Here is a 17957-nt window from a genome sequence, read left to right as displayed (position 1 = left end):
TTCATGGATCAACTACTCAGTCAGCTTGAACAGCACGCACAGGAAATGATCTCGATTCGCCGCTATCTGCACGAACGTCCCGAACTCTCTTTCCAGGAAGTCCACACGCCGGAATACATCGCAAACTACCTGAGCGAGCTCGGCATCGAGGTGCGGACCGGCGTTGGCGGGAACGGTGTCGTCGGTACAATCAAGGGCGGTCTGCCGGGTAAGACGGTGGCCCTCCGAGCAGACTTCGACGCCCTTCCCCTGCACGATGAAAAGGATGTACCGTACCGGTCAAAGGTTGATGGTGCCATGCACGCATGCGGTCACGATGCGCACACAGCCACTCTTCTGATCACGGCCAAGGTACTCCAGCAAAACCGGGAGCATTTAAAGGGGAACGTGGTCCTCATCCATCAATTCGGAGAGGAAGTCGCCCCTGGCGGAGCCAAGCCCATGATCGAAGACGGATGCCTGGACGGCGTCGATGCCATTTTCGGAACCCATTTATGGAGTACGATCCCTGTCGGGAAGATCGGCTATAATGCGGGACCGATCATGGCCGCGGCCGATAAATTCGAGGTGACCATCCAAGGGAAAGGCGGACACGGTGCATCTCCCCATGAGACGGTGGACAGCATCATGCTCGGTACGAACTACATCCAGTGGCTGCAGCAGATCGTGAGCAGGCGCATCAACCCATTGTCCCCCGCGGTCATCACCGTCGGTTCCTTCCACGCAGGAGATGCTTTCAATATCATTGCCGATCGGGCTTCAATCGTCGGGACGGTACGGACGTTCGATGAAGGCACACAGGAATTCATCATCAAGGAGATGGAAACATTCCTGAGTGCACTCTGCACCGGAAGCGGCGCTTCTTACGAATTCAAGTACGACAAAGGGTATCCGGCGGTCATCAATCATATCGCCGAAACGGCTCACCTCGTTTCATGTGCCCAGGACCTTTTCGGAGACGACGTATTTGAGCTTGAACCGATGATGGGCGGGGAAGATTTCTCCCACTACTTGAACGAAGTACCGGGCACCTTCTTCTTCACAGGTGCAGGCAATCCAGAGAAGAATGCCATCTACCCGCATCATCACCCGAAGTTCGATATCGATGAGGATGCCATGATGAATGCAGCCAAAGTCCTTCTAAGTGCATCCGTTTCATACTTGGATAAGGCGGCCTCGACGACGGAAGCTGCCGTCCAAAAAAGCTGAACGATTCAATTCAAAAAAGGGGAGTGTGTCAATTGACACACTCCCCTTTCCTATTACATCAGTTCGTAATCTGTTACATTTCGTTCCACGATGCGTGCGCCTTCGATGGAAACGAGTGACCCGCCTGAACTTCCGAAAACATCCTTTGCAATCAGATTCTCCATGGCGGCCTTCACCGCGGCTGCATCCACCGGCTCTTTCGGCCCGATGACCGAAATCGTTGCCAGCTTGCCCATTTCATTCCTGAAAATCAATTCTAATGCTTTTGCCATTCTTTTCTCCTCCTCTTTTCATGATTCACCCTGCATTACGCATTCACGTCGAATCGTTTGACCACTTCCACATTGGAAAGCGTCTTTTCCGAAAGACCCGCCAATGAATCAGCGGTGCTGTTGACGTCATCTGCAGATGCAGATCCGTTGATGTAGCTGTAGGACTTGTACTCGAAAACCGGTTTGCCGTCACCATCAAGCCCTTTGTAAAACTGGAATCGGATGCGTGTATCCTTTAAGTCGATCGCTGCCATGTTTATCACCCCCTTCACCCTTTATATAGGGTTTGGGAGCGTTTAAGGGTACCTGCACCGTAAACTTTTTTCAGAACAAAAAAAAGAACCGGCATCAGCCGGTCGGTCATGGTTGAAAAACAGTGGATTCAACCGGGATGCGTATAGTAAAAGTCGTCTTCTCATCGGTGGAACGACAGGTGAGGGTACCATTATGCTTCTCCACAAGCTTTCTACAAATGTAGAGGCCGATGCCTGTACCGAGATCCTTCGTTGTGAAGAAAGGCTCGAAGATCGCTTCGATTTTCTCTTCCTCGATCCGTGGCCCGTTATTGCAGAAGGTGACCACCACATCATCCTCCAGCATTTCGCAACTCACATTGATATGGCGGTAGCCTTGCACTTCCTGAAGGGCATCAATGGAATTCATGATCAAATTCAGGAAAACCTGTCTGATTTCGTCCTTATTCCCCACTATCATCACATCCGGCGAACAGTGGCTCTGAATGGACACATCCCCGTCCAGGAGGGTCGGATAGAGAAATTCTATCAGCTCTTCCAGAAGGCTCATGAGGCTCATCCGCTCTTGCTTGCTTTCGATGAGCTCCTTACGGGAAACATGGAGAAACTGGGAGATGCGGTAGTTCAATTGATCGAGCTCATGCTGCATGATATCCATATATGGGAGATCAGGATAATCATTTCTCAACAGCTTCATGAATCCGACGATGGAGGTCAGGGGATTCCTGAATTCGTGGACAAAGCTTGAGCTCATCTGTCCGAGGATGGTCAAGCGTTCTTTATGGGTTTGGTCGATATAGAGCTCCTTTTCCTTCAGCACCTGATCTTTGATTTCCGTATACCGCCTCACGGCCAGATAAGAAAATCGATCAAACAACTCATTCACAAAGTCGAGCTTTGGCTGGAACCCCCCATGCTCCATAAAGGAGTGATTCAGCCATTTGATGATCGTACTTTTACCGATGTTGACGTTGTACACGAATTCACTGATGTTCACGTCGGCATCCACCCGCTCCTGGGCGGTTTTATTGGCGAGGAAAAGCATCTCTTCTTCTGTGAGGGGTCTTTCAACCGCGCGTATGACAAGATGGAACATGCGTCTTGCATTACGCTCAACCTCTTCTTTATGCTTATCTGTATCTGAAATCACGATGTCATCGAGCCAGTTCTGGATCATTTCATTTTCATGCCGCTTCAAAAAATCTATCATCATTTCACTGGGACTAGTCATCTTTTGGTCAATCTCCTTCATTCCAGCACGCTCTCTCACTAGTAATAACCCTATCATACCATTAATAAAGGCGGTAAATGGATGAGTTTGGCTTTTGGTGATACTTTCTTCTACTGTCAAAGTTGGAAAATCCCTTCCACCCGTCGGAATCCTCCGTATTTCTCTTCTATTCTCTTATTTCTATAGGATATTTCATTATAAAGAACTAGTAAACTTATAATAAAACACAAAAAACGACACTATATGACAAGGTTCAATAAAAAATGATTCTTTACGTGAAGAAAATTACCTGCTACTATAGTTCTTAATAAAGAACAACCCTTCCCAACTTTCACTCTATCATCAAGAGCTTGAACCAGACACCCTTACCTCTGAACTATTTTTCCAAACTCTATCAACCAGATTCCATCCCCTTCGACATGCGAACCACTGGTATTTCACTCTTTTATTGTTCATTATTAAGAACTTGAGGTGATTTCATTGAAGGTGCTCATCGGTTTCCTCTTCCTCTGTCTCATTCTCACTATTTCATCGGACGTGACCTCCAAGGATCACGCTGAGATCCAGGCAGATGAGTCCTTCCCGTTTAAACTGAGGGATCTTTCTCCCCGCTCCCAGTCCCAGGACGATTGGATACTGATCTTTGAAGAAGAATTCAGTGGAGACTCTTGGAGAGAGAAATGGAATATCCAGGACTGGCCATCAGATAAGAACGAGGAGCTCCAGTATTACACGCCCGACAATGTCACGGCGCGAAACGGATACCTCGTACTTTCCTCGAAATCGGAGCGCTTTAAAGGAAGGGATTATACGTCAGGGGCTGTGACCACGGAAGATTTATTTGAATTCACATACGGCAAATTGGAAATACGGGCCAAACTCCCTTCTTCAAAAGGAGTATTTCCAGCTCTCTGGCTCGTGAACTCTGAATCGGAGGATTGGCTGCCCGAGATCGATGTGGTGGAGAATATCGGACAGGAACCGAACAACCTCTATTTCGTCGTTCACTGGAAGGATGGTAAAGGCGTTCAAAAACGGGACTACCTCACCTATACAGGGGAGGAAGCCTTTCACGAGTACTTCCACACGTACGGGATGATCTGGGATGAAGACAAGATCTCTTGGACGCTCGACGGTCAGGTGGTATTCGAAACCACAGCCTTCTCTCCGGATGTCCCTCTCTTTCTTTATATGAATACCGCCATCGGCGGAATATGGCCGGGGGACCCAGAGCCGGGGAATGTAAATGAAGAATTCCTGATTGACTATGTGCGGGTCTATCAAGACCGCGGGGAGGAATGAATATGCTATTGCTCTTGGTTACATTCACACTTTTTATCGCCTTCGTCCTGTTTCAAACCGTCTATATCCTGGTCCCCCTGTTCAAGAATGAAAAGAAGAAACGGATCCCCATCAACCGACAGCACTCCTTCTCCATCATCGTTCCCGCTTATAATGAAGAGAAGGTGATCGAGAATTGCATACACGGCTATTTGCATCAGGCCCACCGGGACGCGGAGCTGATCATCGTGAACGATGGCTCGATCGATTCCACCTTCGATGTCCTGAAGGAATTACTGGATCTCCATATCTACCACAGACCTGGTGAAGACGACGGGCTCATTCATAAAGAAGTGATCAATGTCTTCCGTTCCTCTCTCCATCCCTCGATCTATGTGCTAGATAAAGTGAATGGCGGGAAAGCCGATGCACTGAATGCAGGCATCACCTTCAGTCGCAACGAGCTCGTGGTCACCCTGGATGCCGATAGTATCCTTGGAGAAGATGCGTTAGTGGAAATGAACGCGGCCTTCCAGGATTACAGGGTCATCGCCTGCGGCGGCAACGTCTTGATTTCTCAGGCATTTTCAGGTGAGATCGGGAATCTGAAGCCAACATTTACGATCCCGAACGTGATCCGCTATCAGTTCCTTCAGTATCTGACCGCCTTTCTCCTCCACAAGCGGGCACAGGCAGCGGTCGGCGCCATCACGGTCATCGCCGGCGCGTTCGGCACGTTCCGCCGGGAGACACTATTCCACATACAAGGCTTCCGCAGTACGATTGGCGAAGATATGGATATCACCCTGAAACTGCACCGGTGGATCGAAGAGAATGGCCGGAGCTCGCGGATCGCCTTTGTTCCTTCCGCCGTCTGCTACACGGAGTGCCCCGATACATTGAAGTCCATGTTCAAGCAGCGGGTCCGATGGCAGAAGGCATTCATCGACTGCCTGATTCACTACCGCTCCTCCTATTTCACCCGGTTTTCCTGGAGATTCTCCCTTTTCTTCCTGGTCGACCAGTTCATCATCGGCACGCTGAATGCGTTCACCGTGATTGCTGCACCCGTTGTCTTCATCTTCCGCCATGACGGGATGACGCTTTTCCTGTTGCTCGGGCTGACAGCCGTCCTGCTCTTCATGTATCAAAGCATCATCACGATCTATATCAGCAGGCTTCACGGCATCCGGTTTTCGAAACGGGACATCATCCGGATCCTCTGCTTCCTGCCTGTGGAAATCGGCGTGTACCGGATGATCAACCTCGTATTCGTCGTGTACGGCACCCTCTCCTACTTCCATCAGCCCCAGTCATGGGATAAGTTTGAACGTACCGGGACGGTAGGCTGGAAGGGAGTGAAGCGGGCATGATGATGAAGAGCCTTTTCGCATCCGGCTTCCTCGCCCTTCTTTTCAGCATCTTTGCAGGCATCTTCCTCTACTTCACCGAGCTTCTTCCCCCTGAGCCTGTCACGACTGCAGCGGCAGACAGCAACATCCAGATCGACGCCTGTGCGAAGGAACCCAGGAAGTTCACGGGAAGTACGAGAACTGACGGTACGGTCCCGATTCTCACCTATCACCGCATCGTGGAGGAGAGCGACCTCTCGTCCCGGCACATGATTGACGGGAAGGTAAACCAGATGATCGTCACGAAGGAGGAATTCGAGAAACAGATCGCGTTTTTGAAAGAAGAAGGCTTCACGTCCCTTACCCTTCCTGAGCTCCATGAATTCCTTGTAAACAAACAGGAGATCCCCAAAAAGAGCGTCGTCATCACCTTCGACGACGGATATAAAGACAACGTGACCGAGGCATATCCAATTTTGAAGAAGTACGGATTTCAGGCTGCAAGCTTCCTGATCGCAGGTATGATCACAGCGGAAGACCGTCCCTTCACCCCGGAATATGTCCAGTACGCCAGCACGAAGGAACTTTCCTCCGCCTGCACCGTCTTTTCCTATTACAGTCATACCTTTGACTTCCATCACCGGAAAGGCTCCTCCATGGAGGATGAGAAAAGCTTTTTGATCACGGAAGACGCAGATGCCATCAAAAAAGATCTTGCGAAAAGCATCGGGGTCCTGAAGGGAGAGAGCCTTGCTTTTGCTTATCCTTACGGGGAATATTCCCCCAAGTCCATCAGGATCCTGAAGGAACTCGGAACCAGCATGGCATTCACAACGGAAGAGCGTGACGCTTCTCAAGCCGACCATCTTTATGAGCTCCCGAGGCATTCGGTCTTTTACGATACCACCATGACCAAGTTTCAATCCATCTTCAAACCCCATCATTGAAGAAAGCCGTCCCGGGATGACCGGGACGGCTTTCATTATAGTTTCATCTTGCCGAAGACATTCTTCTCGAAGTCCTCAGGAGACAGAGGTTTGCTGATGGCATACCCTTGGATCACATCGCATTCAGTCTGTTTCAGGAAGTCGTATTCCCCCATATCCTCGACTCCTTCTGCGGTGACCTTCAGCTGCAGATGCTTGGCCATGGAGATGATGCTCATGACGATGGCTTTGTGGTCTTCGTGGGAAGTGATCCCCTTGATGAAGGAACGGTCGATCTTCAACGTATCGAGAGGATACTGCTTCAGGTAGCTCAAGCTTGAGTAGCCTGTCCCAAAATCATCCATAGAGATGGAGACGCCGATCGCCTTCAGTTCGTTCAGCTTCCGGATCATGATATCGAGCTCGTACATGGCGATGCTCTCGGTGACTTCAAGATCGAGATAATCCGGATTGAGACCCGTCCGCTTCAGAACGTCCTTCACCATGCAGGCGAATGATTCGTCAAGGAGCTGCTTGATCGAGACATTGACGCCTACCTTCATCGGCGGGTAGCCGGCACGCTGCCAGCGGACGTTCTGCTTGCAGGCTTCCTTCAGCACCCATTCCCCTATCGGGATAATGAGTCCCGTTTCTTCAGCAACGGGAACGAATTCAGACGGCGACACTGGACCTAAGGTTTGGTTGGTCCATCGAAGGAGTGCCTCCATCCCGCACACCTTCTCAGTAGAAAGGTGCCAGGACGGCTGGTAATGCAAGGTCAGTTCGTTGCGGGAGAGAGCCGACCGCAGCTCTTTCTCGATGACCATCTTCCGGTAGAACTGATGGTTCATTTCATCAGAGAAGAACTGGAAGCTGTTCTTCCCTTTCTCTTTCACATAGTACATGGCCGTGTCGGCATTTTTCATGAGCGTCTTGGCGTCTCGGGCATCCTGTGGATAAAGGCTGATCCCGATGCTCGGTGTGATGGTATATTCCTGCCCTTGTATCCAGAACTCCCTTCTGAACTGATCGAGCAGATCGTTGGCGATGGCCACCGCGTCCTCCTTGGAACAATCCGGGAAGAGAAGGGTGAACTCATCCCCGCCAAGCCGATAGACGTTCGCTCCATACGGCCGCAGGAAATCTTCCAAACGCTCGGCAACTTCGATGAGGAGCAAGTCCCCGAAGTCGTGACCAAGGGTATCATTGATGTATTTAAATCGATCCAGATCGATGAGCATGAGGGCTCCACCGGAGGCATCCTCAAGGAAGCCTGTGAGATCATCATTGAACTGCCGGCGATTCGGGAGCCTCGTCAATACATCGTGATTCGCCTGATAGGCAAGCTCTTCTTCATGCTCCTTCCGCTCCGTGATGTCTGTGGATACACAGAGCACCAGGGTGGTGTCATCCGTCACAATGGGGATCTTCGACGTTTGGAGCCAGCGGACACCGCCGCTTGTGTCGACGAATTTCTCTTCCTCGACATCGATCCCCTTCATCGTCCGCAGGATGAACCGGTCCATTTCCGCAATGTCCCTGCCCGACTGCCTGCTCTCTCGCAGCTCCAGATCGGTCTTGCCAATCATCTCATCCTTGGAGAGCCCGAATAAGGAGGCATAAGCGAGATTCACCAGGGAATACCGCCCGTCCTCATCTTTTGCATAAATATAGCTCGGGTTCATATCGATCACCGTCCTCAGGAAGGTGTGCTGCTCATCGATCCGTTCATTCATCTTCTTCACGGTTTCCACATGGATGCGATTAGACAAGATCAGGATGGAAATGGCGAAAAGCAGGACCGCGAATGAACTCGGTAGCAACATGGAACCGGGATAAAGATTCAGTACCCCGAGGGAATAGCCCACCACGGTGGAGATGGTGAAGTGGATCAGGAAGGAACGCTGGGCCGGGCTCTCGATCCATCTTGATAATAAATAGGATACAGCGAGACTGACGGCGAACATGATCGTATTAAGATAAAATACCCACGAATACTCGCCTGGTACAGGGAAGTAGAATGGGAATGCATGACCTGGATTGATCACCCGCAGGGAGGCGACCCCCTTCTCGGTCCATCCGATCACATAAACAGCGAAGCTCCAGCAATAGAAGAAGATGAGGATGCTCCTATTCATGAAGAAGCGCCATCTGGTCCCCTTCAAGTGCTTCATTTCCTGCGTATAAACGGTGTAGGCCACGTGGAAGAGAATCGGTGCGATCATGATGCTGCCGAACCGGAAGAGCCTGAAGAGAAACTCGACTACCTCCTCAGGGAGCAGCGTATAAGCGAATAATACCGACACATCCAACTGCCAGAACGTGGCGAAAACGAGGAATAAGAAAAGCACCCTCGATAGACGGCTTCCTTTGAACATGCGAAGGATGGTGGCGCCGATGATGATCGGAATCAATGCGACGATAACTGAGTATAAAAAAAACATGATGCCATCCCTCCTACTTCGAAATTAGCATACAGGCATTATTCCCGCTTATGCCGTGTGTGGTGATGCTGACGCTCGAGACCGGCTGATAGACCGTCTCCCTCACCAAGGGAAGGGACTCGAATCCTTTCTGCCTGGTTTTGATGGTGGGCGGGATAAATCCGTACTCCATGGACAGGATGGAAGAGATCGTCTGGATCGCTCCCATGGCGGCAAAGGAATGACCCGTCATCCCTTTGATCGACGTGATCGGGACCTTCCCTTTGAACATGCGATGGTGATTTTTGGATTCGATCCGGTCATTCACCTTCAGGCCGAGTGCCTGGCTATTCACATAAGTGGGGGTCGCATCGCCGACAACCGCTTGGAGGACCGAAAGCATCTCTTTACCCGTCTCGTCAACCTGGAGCATCGGCTTCCCTTCATTTCGTGAGACCACTTTTCCGATACTTCCGTGGATGGGTCGCCCCTTTTTAAGCGCATCTTCCCTTCTTTCGAGGATGAGCATAGCCGCTCCTTCTGCGAGGACGAAGCCGTCATGCTGATCAGAGAAAGGGACGCCTGCATCGGTGATGGAGCTGGCAGATTGTATGGCCTTCATCTTGAGGAAGCCATTGATGCTCCACTGTCCAAGAGGAGCATCGGTCCCCCCGACAAGGCAGGCATCGACCTGACCCGTCTTAAGCAGTAATTTCCCCAAGGAGACGGCATCAAGACTTGCCGTACAGCCTGTCGTAAGGGTATACGCGGGCCCCTTCGCCCCGATATGCTCCGATACAGTGGAGGAAATCGTATGGGAATCGACGATGGAAACCCCGTGGACCGGATAGCCTTTCAATCCAGATGCCACTGGGGCATAGGCTTCCACTTCCAGGATCGCCCCTGCCGATGTACCGATGATGACGCCGATCCGCCTGGGATTCGCCGACAGCCCGCTCATGTCAACCGCATCGCGTGCGGCCGCGACGGCGAGTCTTGTCGATCTCGGATACCGCCGGTAATTCCTGTTGCCGAACGTCTCGAACTCATCGTCGATCAGCCCCGCAATGATATCTCCTTCGTTTCTTCCCTTTCCTTTCAGGATGGAGTGGGTGCAAATCCCTGCCTCCAATATATGATGGAATTCTTGTTTATTCTTTGCACCGGGTATCTTCAGGCCATACCCGGTCACGACTATATCTTCCAATCGAACCATCCTTTACATATAGTAGAACATATACCCACAATACATATTATATAAGGAAAAGAGACATATTCCATTATTATTCGACATAAATAGGATCGTCCCTGCTTGTGTAGTGAAGAGAAGACGTTTCTACCAGCTTCAGTGGAAATAAAAATAGCGCCCGGAATCCGGACGCTATAAATCAAATCGCTCTTTAAAGTGCAATGGAACCGTGAACTGGTGCTCGTCACCCGTCAGATACGGGGAATCGAAATAGCTCCGTTCCTTTTCAGGGAGTGAATCGGCCCAAGGGGAATAGGTACGGAACCGGATCTTATCATGCTTTTCATCGAACTCTGCGAGCCTCATCCAGCCGTTACCGCCGTTGTAGCTTGATTGATAGTCGACGAGGACTTGGATGACGGGATGCCCGAAACGGTTTTCCTTAATCCGGTGCACGGTTCCCTGGTGGTGTCCGTTCACCGTCATGAACACTTGATCATTCCCATCCACAAGGCCTTCCCACAGGCGACTGCCGCGATTCGTATCGACAGGGAACGTCCCATCGCTTGTGAGGATCTCATGGGACAAGAGGATCGTCGGGATCCCAGGATGCTCCTTCAGGACCTTTTTGGCCCACGGCAAGTCTTTCTTCAGGTGGCCCATGTCCACCGAGAGGAAGAGGTATTCGTAGCTTCCCGCTTCCGTAATGGAATAGGAGCTGAATTTTGACGGGGACGTCCCCTTATAATAGGGCTTATCCGTGTAGCGCTTCGGTCCGTAATAGTAGAGATAAGGATTGCCGAGCCCGTAATCATGATTCCCTGCGAGAGTGATATAGGGGACCCTGCGGCGATCTAGGACGCTCAGGCTCAGGGATGAGTGTTCCCACTGCTTGGCCGAATCACTCTGATCCACCATATCCCCAAGGAATGCCGTCATGGCAATATTCAATTTCTCCTGCATGGTGGAGATCCATTTCACCTGCTGATGGAACAGCGCAGGCTTGTAGCGGACCGTCTTCTGGGGATCGGGCACAAAGAGGAAGTTGTAGTTTTCCTTGTTGCCCAGCAGATGACCTTTGTTGCTCATCCCGCTGCGCAGACTATTTTTCCTCGGTTCCGGAATGAGCCACTTCCCTTTTGGGAGCGCCTTATCCGAAATGCGGATCTCTTGGATGCTTCCGGCGAATAATGAACCCTTGCCGATCCCCTTCCCGATCGTCCACACCCCTTTGTTGGGCGCCAGTTGCCCGTTGACGGTGGATGCATTCTGGCGGAAATCTTCCGCGCCGTTGATGATCACCCTCGTCTTCTTGCCGTCATTGACTACGGCGATGTGATACCAATCCTTTTTCCCCGGGAGGGCAAAGGACCCGAACACCCTGGATTTCTTGCCGTTTGCCGGTGTTCCCTCCCACTGTACCTGTTTGAAATGCGTGATGGTCAGCTCAGACCCTTTCCTGCCGAGGATCCCCATGCCACTGTATTCATCCCTTGTGAACGGGTCGGGAAGCTTGATGACCGCTTCAATGGTATAGCCTTTCAAGAAGGCCTCCCCATTGAGGGGGGCATCTTTACCCGTCTGAAAATATTGCCCGCCCTTCAAGCTTTTGCGGTTATGGAAGTCGAGGCTTCCGACGATGAATTTCCGTGCGATATCATCCTTCGACCAGTTCAAGAGCCCATCGGTTCCATCATTGACCAGGATGAGCTCATTGCCTTTCCCGCTACGGTCCTTCAGGATCAGTTTTCCCTCATCCAGTGATCCGCTCTTCACTTCACTCTTGGAGAATCGCCAATGAGCCACCGTGCTGTCCTCGGCGGCTTCAGCCGTGAAGGGATATGCGATGCCCATGAACGCGGCAAGGATGAATGCCACCCATATTCTTTTCACTAGTTCCCCTCCTCCGTCGTGAATGATTTGCTCTTAGTATGGACGAAGAGGATGTATGTATGTATGTGCGATTTTCACTTACGAAAAAGACCCTGCCGGCAAGACAGGGTCCCATGGTTTACATCTGTTTTTTGAAGCGGATCCGTTGGGAAGGCTTCAGGAGGGCAAGAAGCGACATATGCCGTTCATGGACCCAGCCCACCACGTTGACGGAAGGATCGGCTTCCAAAGGGTGTAGGACGATCCCTATCTCCCCGCGGTAGCGCCCATAGTCATCATTATCCATCGTGATGGCTCCCGGCGAGCGCTCAATGCATGCTTCAGGCGAAACTCCGGCAGCCGTCCTTGTGTTCATGATCCTGAGAACATCCCGCCCCGGATCCGGCCTTAGGGCATACTCACCCTCCACCTCACCGGCGCCTTCATAGGAAAGGGTGATGATCCCATTCCCGTCCAGCTCGTGAAGATGGTGCAGAAGCTCTGCCGACCATCCAGGATCGCCGATGAATACCCCGCTGACCCCTTCATGGAAAAGACCGGCCGCATGGGCGTATGGATCTCCATGCCTGTGATCTTCAAGCGTCGGGAGTCCCTGGAATAACGGTCCCCTCCGTTCCTCATCACCGGGTACGAACGCATACACGGGAATTCCGAACGCGTCGAACATCTCCTGTTGGGAACGGAAGAACGCTGTGCTGATCCCCGTTTCCCTTCGCGGATAAAAATTGTGCCATGCGATCAGGGCGGAAGGATCGATTCCCATCCCCAACCATTCCTCTACTTCTTCTTTCCTGACGGTACTTGCGTTAATGGCGAGCTTGAAGTGATGGGAAAGATGCTCCACATCCTCGCGCGAGAACCCATCATCCAGTCTCAGGGCCTTGACCCCAAGCGACCTCATCTCCCTGAAGCAGGTGAGGCCGAGCATCTCCGGAGTCTGCCGTGAGACGTCAGCGAAGACCTCGAAACCTTCATCATGGAAAAGGGAGAGGAGCTGGCGGATCCGTTCCTGGCCGGCAGGCTCCTCCGGGATATGAAAGGATGTAAAAGCCTGTTTGATCCCCAAGGCAGAGGCCCGTATGATCCGTTCTTCTGCCCGTGGATCAGACAGATATATCGAAATACCGATCATTCAAACTCACTCGCCATCTCATCTTTGAACCCGAATGCATACGTCAACAGGAAGCCTGCGAGATACGCAATGAGCAATCCAAGGACGTAATAGAGGATTTCCCCTGCGTTCACAAGGAAAATCAGCGGTACACCCGAAACACCGATGGCGAAAGTTGCCACATCGAAATAGGCTTGGAAGGCACCACCGAAACCGGCGCCGAGACATGCTGTCAGGAACGGACGACCAAGAGGCAGCGTCACCCCGAAGATCAATGGCTCACCGATGCCTAGGATACCAGCAGGAAGGGATCCTCCGATGGCCCGCTTCAGCTTCGGCTTCTTTGTTTTGAAGAAGATGGCGAAGGCCGCTCCGACCTGACCGGCACCACCCATGGCGAGGATCGGCAGAAGTGGATCGTCCCCGATGGAATTGATGAGCTCAAGATGTACAGGCGTCAAGCCCTGATGCAGTCCGGTCACGACAAGTGGGAGGAATGTCGCCCCAAGGACGAATCCTGCACCGATACCGCCGACTTCGATCAATGATAATAATCCTTTAGTAATAATATCAGATATGAATCCACCCACCGGCATGAAGACGGTATACGTCAATAAACCCGTGACTAAGAGAGCAATCGTCGGTGTAAAGATGATATCGATGGCCTGTGGCATGATCTTCCGGACATTCTTCTCGACAAAGGCCATGAAGACGGCAGCAATCAACACCCCGATCAGTCCGCCCCTGCCCGGAAGGAGATTTTCCCCGAAAAGGGCAATGTCGCCGATGGCCGGGTTGATGATCAGGATCCCGGCAAGTCCCCCGAGTGCCGGTGAACCGCCGAATTCCTTGGCAGCATTCACCCCGACAAGGATGCCAAGATAAGCAAACAACCCGCTACCGATCACGGACAGCATCATCACGAGATCGGACTCACCATTCAGCCAGCCGGCCTGGACGAAGAATTTCGTAAAGCCTGTGATGAGACCGGAAGCGATTAATGCAGGAATAAGAGGAATGAAGATATTGGCGATCCTTCTCAGTAAAAGCTTGACCGGCGTACTATTCTTTTTCTTCAGTTCCGCCTTCCGGTCAGCAGCCCGTGCCTTCAGATCGATGTCGCCTCCATCTTCTGCAACGAGTTTCCCGAACTCTTCCGTGACCTTGTTCACTTTCCCCGGTCCCAAAATGACCTGATAGGTGTCATCTTCCACAAATCCGATGACGTCATCGATGTCTTTCATGGTTGCTTTCTCCACAAGACTCTCATCGGCAACCTTTACACGAAGCCTTGTCATGCAATGCTCGTAGCTCGTGATGTTCCCCGCACCACCGAACTTCTCCAGTATCGCTGCTGCCAGTTCTCTGTTTGTCACTGCGACCCTCTCCTCTCGACCCCTTTTATTTTTTTATATCTGACGCCAACGGGTGGGACTATTCTTCAATAGCCACCCGAACGTACCCGTTGGCATCCCGCAGCCGGTCCTTCGCTTCGTCATACCCGCAGCCGAGCTTGATCATGACGATCGAGGCCTTGACCTCATTATGAGCAAGCTTCAACGTCTTCTGCGCCGTATCTTCGTCGGTCCCCGTGATATCACGGATGATGCCGACGGCCCTTCGTTCCAGCTTATAGTTGCTGATATTCACATCGACCATGAGGTTGCCGTAGGCTTTTCCAAGTTTGATCATGGAGGCAGTGGAGATCATGTTGAGCACGAGCTTCTGAGCCGTTCCCGCTTTGAGCCTGGTTGACCCCGTCAGTGCTTCGGGACCTACATTCACTTCAATTTTATGCTCGGCTTCCTCAGATATTCTTGCCCCTTCGTTGCAGGAGAGTGCGACAGTGACGGCCCCGACTTCCCTCGCGTACCGCAGCCCCCCGAGGACATACGGCGTCCGCCCGCTTGCCGCAATCCCCACGACCGTATCTTCAGGAGAAAGCTGAAGCGCGGCAAGGTCTGATGCTCCGAGCTCTTCATTATCTTCCGCTCCTTCTACAGCTTTGACGAATGCCCGTTCACCACCGGCGATCAAGCCGACGACCACATCGCTCCCCACGCTGAAGGTCGGTGGGCACTCCACCGCATCAAGGACGCCAAGCCTGCCACTTGTGCCTGCCCCCATATAGATGAGCCTGCCTCCTGAAGAGATGGATGCTACCACTTTGCCCACGACTTTCTCTACGACAGGAAGGACTTTTTTAACGGCTTCTGCCACTTTATGATCTTCATCATTCATCATCCGCAACACCTCACCGGTACTGGCGGTATCGACCTTTAACGTATCCGGATTGACCTTCTCGGTTCCCAGTTCATACACATTATCCTGCATCTCAATTCCTCCTAAATCTCGTACGCGCTTTCATCCTTATTATAATCCCTTTTAAAATTATATTTCAACGGATTTGTAAAAATTCATAAAATTATATTTTAGTGTAAATACGACAACCCAAAAACCCGGTTGACCTAAGAATGGAGACAGGGAGAAAATAAAAGGTTCTCCTTATGCCACCATTGATCAACCGGGTTCCAGCCGTAACATTTATTTCATATTAGTTCTTCGCACCATGCGGTCTCGGGTATCGGCTGAAATAATTCATCGTCACCGCGCCGCGTTGGAGCTGTCTATGTAGCACGTCATACGAACAATTCACTTCCATCTTCAGCCCGTTGGTGAAATGGACGAACGTTTTCCCGCAGGTGACGGTCGTTGAATGAATATGACGGCAGAATAACCAGATGCAATCATCATTATCGGGTGATTGAGTAGGGATGGCCAGGATATAGTCCATGAGACTGACCAAAAGCGGTGTCTTTCGATCGTACGACAATACTCTTCGAACGGCCCTGATCCGTCCGTTATAATCGGATCCGTGGACGATGCAGGATTCTTCAAGCACTTCTTTCACAGTCTTTTTACTGTACGTGACTTCCCCTGAACAATCGACAACCTTTGACTGATGCACTCCGTCATAGGAAGGATAAATTGCTGCCGTTCTTTCAGTAATCAACACCTCAAACTTTTTCACATGATCACCCCATATTTTTTAGTCCTAAAGAACTAGAACTTTATCATTATTATAGGTATATCATTAATAACTTCCACTATATTGTTAAAAAGTTTAACTTTATTTGTAAAAAAGTTTGCAGTCGTCCTTTTCCCATAAAAAAACCGCGCAGGGGATGATCCCTGATCGCGGTCATTTCAATCATTCATTACCTCTTTGATCACAGTTTCCACAAAAGCAGGCGTCTTCACAAACGCACTCTCGATATGAAGGCGTTCGGTACGTTTGTGGGCATCCTTCCCGAACGGCCCCACGTTCAGGACGGGGGCGTCGAGTCTCGCCATGGCATCGAACGGGATAGAGTAGGTCGTCTCCCACACCGGGGTGTTCTCTTCATACACGGTCCAGCCGTGATGCTCATCCTTGAAATTCACATAGCTCAAGTCTGAGATCCCGTTGAAGTAGTGGATCTGCTCCACCTCCAGTCCGAAAGACCGCTCCGCCTCCCTCCTCACCTTCTCCACCAGCTTCTTCACAAGGGGAGAGTCAGACGTGTTCACTGCAGGGTAATACGGAGGGGTATACATCAAGACGATGGCAGGCGTCAGCTCCTGACAATCGATGAGAAGGGTATCGGCCATCTTGAATGATTTCTCTCGGTCGTCCCCGATATACGAGCGGATATCCTGCTTCAATGCTTCGATGTATTCCTTCCCCATCTTCATCTCGGCATAGCGGAGAAGCTCCCCGTAGCGCAGGACGGATACATCGCCGATCGCCGGGATCCCTTCCCTTTCGCACAGCTCACCGTACCACTCATTGCACTCGTCTGCCGCTTCCCTGGCCACCTCCTCGAAGGTATTCATCACATCGGCAGCCGAGCGCTTCATCGTGAACACATTGTACATGGCCACGGTACCAAACGGCGTCTGGGCCGAATAATTGAGGCGCAGGTCTTCCTGGAGCAATGTGATCGGAAGCGGCGTCGACTCGCCTTGATCGCTTTCCCGGAACAGGGGATTCCATTCCATCTTCCGGGTCAGGAATGACGCCATGAACGATGAGGTCAACCCGCTGAGAGGCTCCCCGACATGGGTTTCCCTCCCGTAGAAAAGCGCCGACGGCATGATTTTTCCGATGGAGCCCGAATAGACTTTATAAGCCGTATCCGTCGGGTTCTGGGAGAAGACCGGCTCCCCGTTCAGGAAGAGGGTGTACGTAAGTCCATACTCATCCCTCATGTCATTGAGGGCCGTCACGGCAGCCCTCATACCGGAAGAGTTGACCTCCTCATCCGGTACCGTCAACAGGACCAGATTCACAGGCCACCCTTCCTCTGCCGCTTTCTCGATGATCGCCATATGGACGGCAAGCCCCGCCTTCATGTCCATCGTACCGCGTCCCCACAGGAACGTGCCTGCTTCAAGATCCTTCTTCGCTTCGGGATGAAGTTCGGACGCGTATTGAGGAAGCTCTTTGGTGAGAGCCTCTGGATTGAATGCAAGTGCTTCGAGCACCCCGTATTCTTCCGTACTCACCGTATCGAAATGACTGATGAGGACGATGGTCTTCTTTGCTTGCGGATGCTTATAAAGGGCCGTCAGGAATGAACGCCCAAGATCGGTTTCCCCAAGCTTCAGCTGCTGTGGATGCTCGGTAAAATACGGAATGCTCTTCATTTTTTCCATCAGCTTCCTCGGGAATTCGATTTCCCCTTCCGTTAACGTCCTGCTGTGCCAGCTGACGAGCTCACAAAGCAGTGCTCGCAATGCTTCCGGCGTTTGCCACTGTGCCATGACCCTTCCC

General features: G+C 51.5%; 15 protein-coding genes. 4 read left to right on the top strand and 11 right to left on the bottom strand.

From position 1 onward, the window contains the following. Positions 1-3 precede the first annotated feature (3 nt). Positions 4-1209 carry a M20 family metallopeptidase gene (locus ABJ225_RS20710; RefSeq protein ID WP_347321509.1) on the top strand — a complete coding sequence of 402 codons (1206 nt, stop codon included), beginning with the start codon at positions 4-6 and terminating at the stop codon, positions 1207-1209. A 53-nt stretch (positions 1210-1262) separates the two neighbouring features. On the opposite strand, the gene ABJ225_RS20705 is transcribed toward ABJ225_RS20710, so the two are convergent. The 3 genes from ABJ225_RS20705 to ABJ225_RS20695 form a co-directional block, all read right to left on the bottom strand. Beyond that, positions 1263-1481, bottom strand: coding sequence for a DUF2922 domain-containing protein (locus ABJ225_RS20705; protein ID WP_056540094.1), 219 nt, complete (start codon positions 1479-1481; stop codon positions 1263-1265). Between the two features lie 35 nt (positions 1482-1516). Then, positions 1517-1735, bottom strand: a complete 219-nt coding sequence (locus tag ABJ225_RS20700) for a DUF1659 domain-containing protein (protein WP_142129411.1) — start codon at positions 1733-1735, stop codon at positions 1517-1519. A gap of 106 nt (positions 1736-1841) precedes the next feature. After that, entirely contained in the window at positions 1842-2948 is a 1107-nt protein-coding gene (locus ABJ225_RS20695) for a histidine kinase N-terminal domain-containing protein (protein WP_238282681.1), read from the bottom strand. A gap of 504 nt (positions 2949-3452) precedes the next feature. Between ABJ225_RS20695 and ABJ225_RS20690 the strand changes: the two genes are divergently transcribed. From ABJ225_RS20690 to ABJ225_RS20680, 3 genes are read left to right on the top strand one after another with little or no spacing between them, the layout of a single operon-like run. After that, a complete protein-coding gene (locus ABJ225_RS20690; protein WP_347321527.1) occupies positions 3453-4268 on the top strand; it encodes a glycoside hydrolase family 16 protein in 816 nt (271 codons plus the stop codon). A 2-nt stretch (positions 4269-4270) separates the two neighbouring features. Beyond that, positions 4271-5620: a glycosyltransferase family 2 protein gene (locus ABJ225_RS20685; RefSeq protein ID WP_347321508.1), complete on the top strand. Its 1350-nt coding sequence runs from the start codon at positions 4271-4273 to the stop codon at positions 5618-5620. A gap of 2 nt (positions 5621-5622) precedes the next feature. Next, positions 5623-6546: a polysaccharide deacetylase family protein gene (locus ABJ225_RS20680; protein ID WP_347321507.1), complete on the top strand. Its 924-nt coding sequence runs from the start codon at positions 5623-5625 to the stop codon at positions 6544-6546. Positions 6547-6581: 35 nt separating this feature from the next. Here the strand turns inward: ABJ225_RS20680 and ABJ225_RS20675 are convergent, their stop codons facing one another. The 8 genes from ABJ225_RS20675 to ABJ225_RS20640 all read right to left on the bottom strand — a co-directional run bounded on the left by ABJ225_RS20675 (position 6582) and on the right by ABJ225_RS20640 (position 17947). Then, on the bottom strand, positions 6582-8969 hold the full coding sequence (locus tag ABJ225_RS20675; RefSeq protein WP_218246366.1) for an EAL domain-containing protein: 2388 nt from the start codon (positions 8967-8969) through the stop codon (positions 6582-6584). A gap of 13 nt (positions 8970-8982) precedes the next feature. Next, positions 8983-10155 (bottom strand): beta-ketoacyl synthase N-terminal-like domain-containing protein, encoded by a 1173-nt coding sequence (locus ABJ225_RS20670; RefSeq protein WP_218246365.1) that lies wholly within the window; start codon positions 10153-10155, stop codon positions 8983-8985. A 174-nt stretch (positions 10156-10329) separates the two neighbouring features. Next, positions 10330-12030 carry a laminin G domain-containing metallophosphoesterase family protein gene (locus tag ABJ225_RS20665; RefSeq protein ID WP_347321506.1) on the bottom strand — a complete coding sequence of 567 codons (1701 nt, stop codon included), beginning with the start codon at positions 12028-12030 and terminating at the stop codon, positions 10330-10332. A 118-nt stretch (positions 12031-12148) separates the two neighbouring features. Next, positions 12149-13162, bottom strand: a complete 1014-nt coding sequence (locus ABJ225_RS20660) for a MupG family TIM beta-alpha barrel fold protein (RefSeq protein WP_347321505.1) — start codon at positions 13160-13162, stop codon at positions 12149-12151. Continuing rightward, on the bottom strand, positions 13159-14517 hold the full coding sequence (locus tag ABJ225_RS20655; RefSeq protein ID WP_347321504.1) for a PTS transporter subunit EIIC: 1359 nt from the start codon (positions 14515-14517) through the stop codon (positions 13159-13161). The genes ABJ225_RS20660 and ABJ225_RS20655 overlap by 4 nt, the downstream gene beginning before the upstream one ends. A 58-nt stretch (positions 14518-14575) precedes the next feature. Then, the gene (murQ, locus tag ABJ225_RS20650; protein ID WP_347321503.1) at positions 14576-15475 is read right to left on the bottom strand and encodes an N-acetylmuramic acid 6-phosphate etherase; all 900 of its coding nucleotides are present in this window, start codon (positions 15473-15475) and stop codon (positions 14576-14578) included. 220 nt (positions 15476-15695) lie between these two features. Then, on the bottom strand, positions 15696-16172 hold the full coding sequence (locus tag ABJ225_RS20645) for a competence protein ComK (protein WP_347321502.1): 477 nt from the start codon (positions 16170-16172) through the stop codon (positions 15696-15698). Positions 16173-16348: 176 nt separating this feature from the next. Then, complete coding sequence (locus ABJ225_RS20640) at positions 16349-17947, bottom strand: M20/M25/M40 family metallo-hydrolase (protein ID WP_347321501.1); 1599 nt, start codon at positions 17945-17947, stop codon at positions 16349-16351. Positions 17948-17957 lie beyond the last annotated feature (10 nt).

Origin of the sequence: Rossellomorea sp. RS05 (assembly GCF_039822645.1) — a bacterium.
GTDB classification, from domain to species: domain Bacteria; phylum Bacillota; class Bacilli; order Bacillales; family Bacillaceae_B; genus Rossellomorea; species Rossellomorea marisflavi_B.
Note: the sequence above shows the minus strand (reverse complement) of the source record. Positions and strands in the feature narration are given on the sequence as shown.

Excerpts from the sequence above, each read along its gene's own strand:
- ABJ225_RS20685 (WP_347321508.1), top strand. The coding sequence starts at position 4,271 with ATGCTATTGCTCTTGGTTACATTCACACTTTTTATCGCCTTCGTCCTG.
- ABJ225_RS20695 (WP_238282681.1), bottom strand. The coding sequence starts at position 2,948 with ATGATGATAGATTTTTTGAAGCGGCATGAAAATGAAATGATCCAGAAC.
- ABJ225_RS20710 (WP_347321509.1), top strand. The coding sequence starts at position 4 with ATGGATCAACTACTCAGTCAGCTTGAACAGCACGCACAGGAAATGATC.
- ABJ225_RS20680 (WP_347321507.1), top strand. The coding sequence starts at position 5,623 with ATGAAGAGCCTTTTCGCATCCGGCTTCCTCGCCCTTCTTTTCAGCATC.
- ABJ225_RS20660 (WP_347321505.1), bottom strand. The coding sequence starts at position 13,162 with ATGATCGGTATTTCGATATATCTGTCTGATCCACGGGCAGAAGAACGG.
- murQ (WP_347321503.1), bottom strand. The coding sequence starts at position 15,475 with ATGCAGGATAATGTGTATGAACTGGGAACCGAGAAGGTCAATCCGGAT.
- ABJ225_RS20675 (WP_218246366.1), bottom strand. The coding sequence starts at position 8,969 with ATGTTTTTTTTATACTCAGTTATCGTCGCATTGATTCCGATCATCATC.
- ABJ225_RS20705 (WP_056540094.1), bottom strand. The coding sequence starts at position 1,481 with ATGGCAAAAGCATTAGAATTGATTTTCAGGAATGAAATGGGCAAGCTG.
- ABJ225_RS20640 (WP_347321501.1), bottom strand. The coding sequence starts at position 17,947 with ATGGCACAGTGGCAAACGCCGGAAGCATTGCGAGCACTGCTTTGTGAG.
- ABJ225_RS20700 (WP_142129411.1), bottom strand. The coding sequence starts at position 1,735 with ATGGCAGCGATCGACTTAAAGGATACACGCATCCGATTCCAGTTTTAC.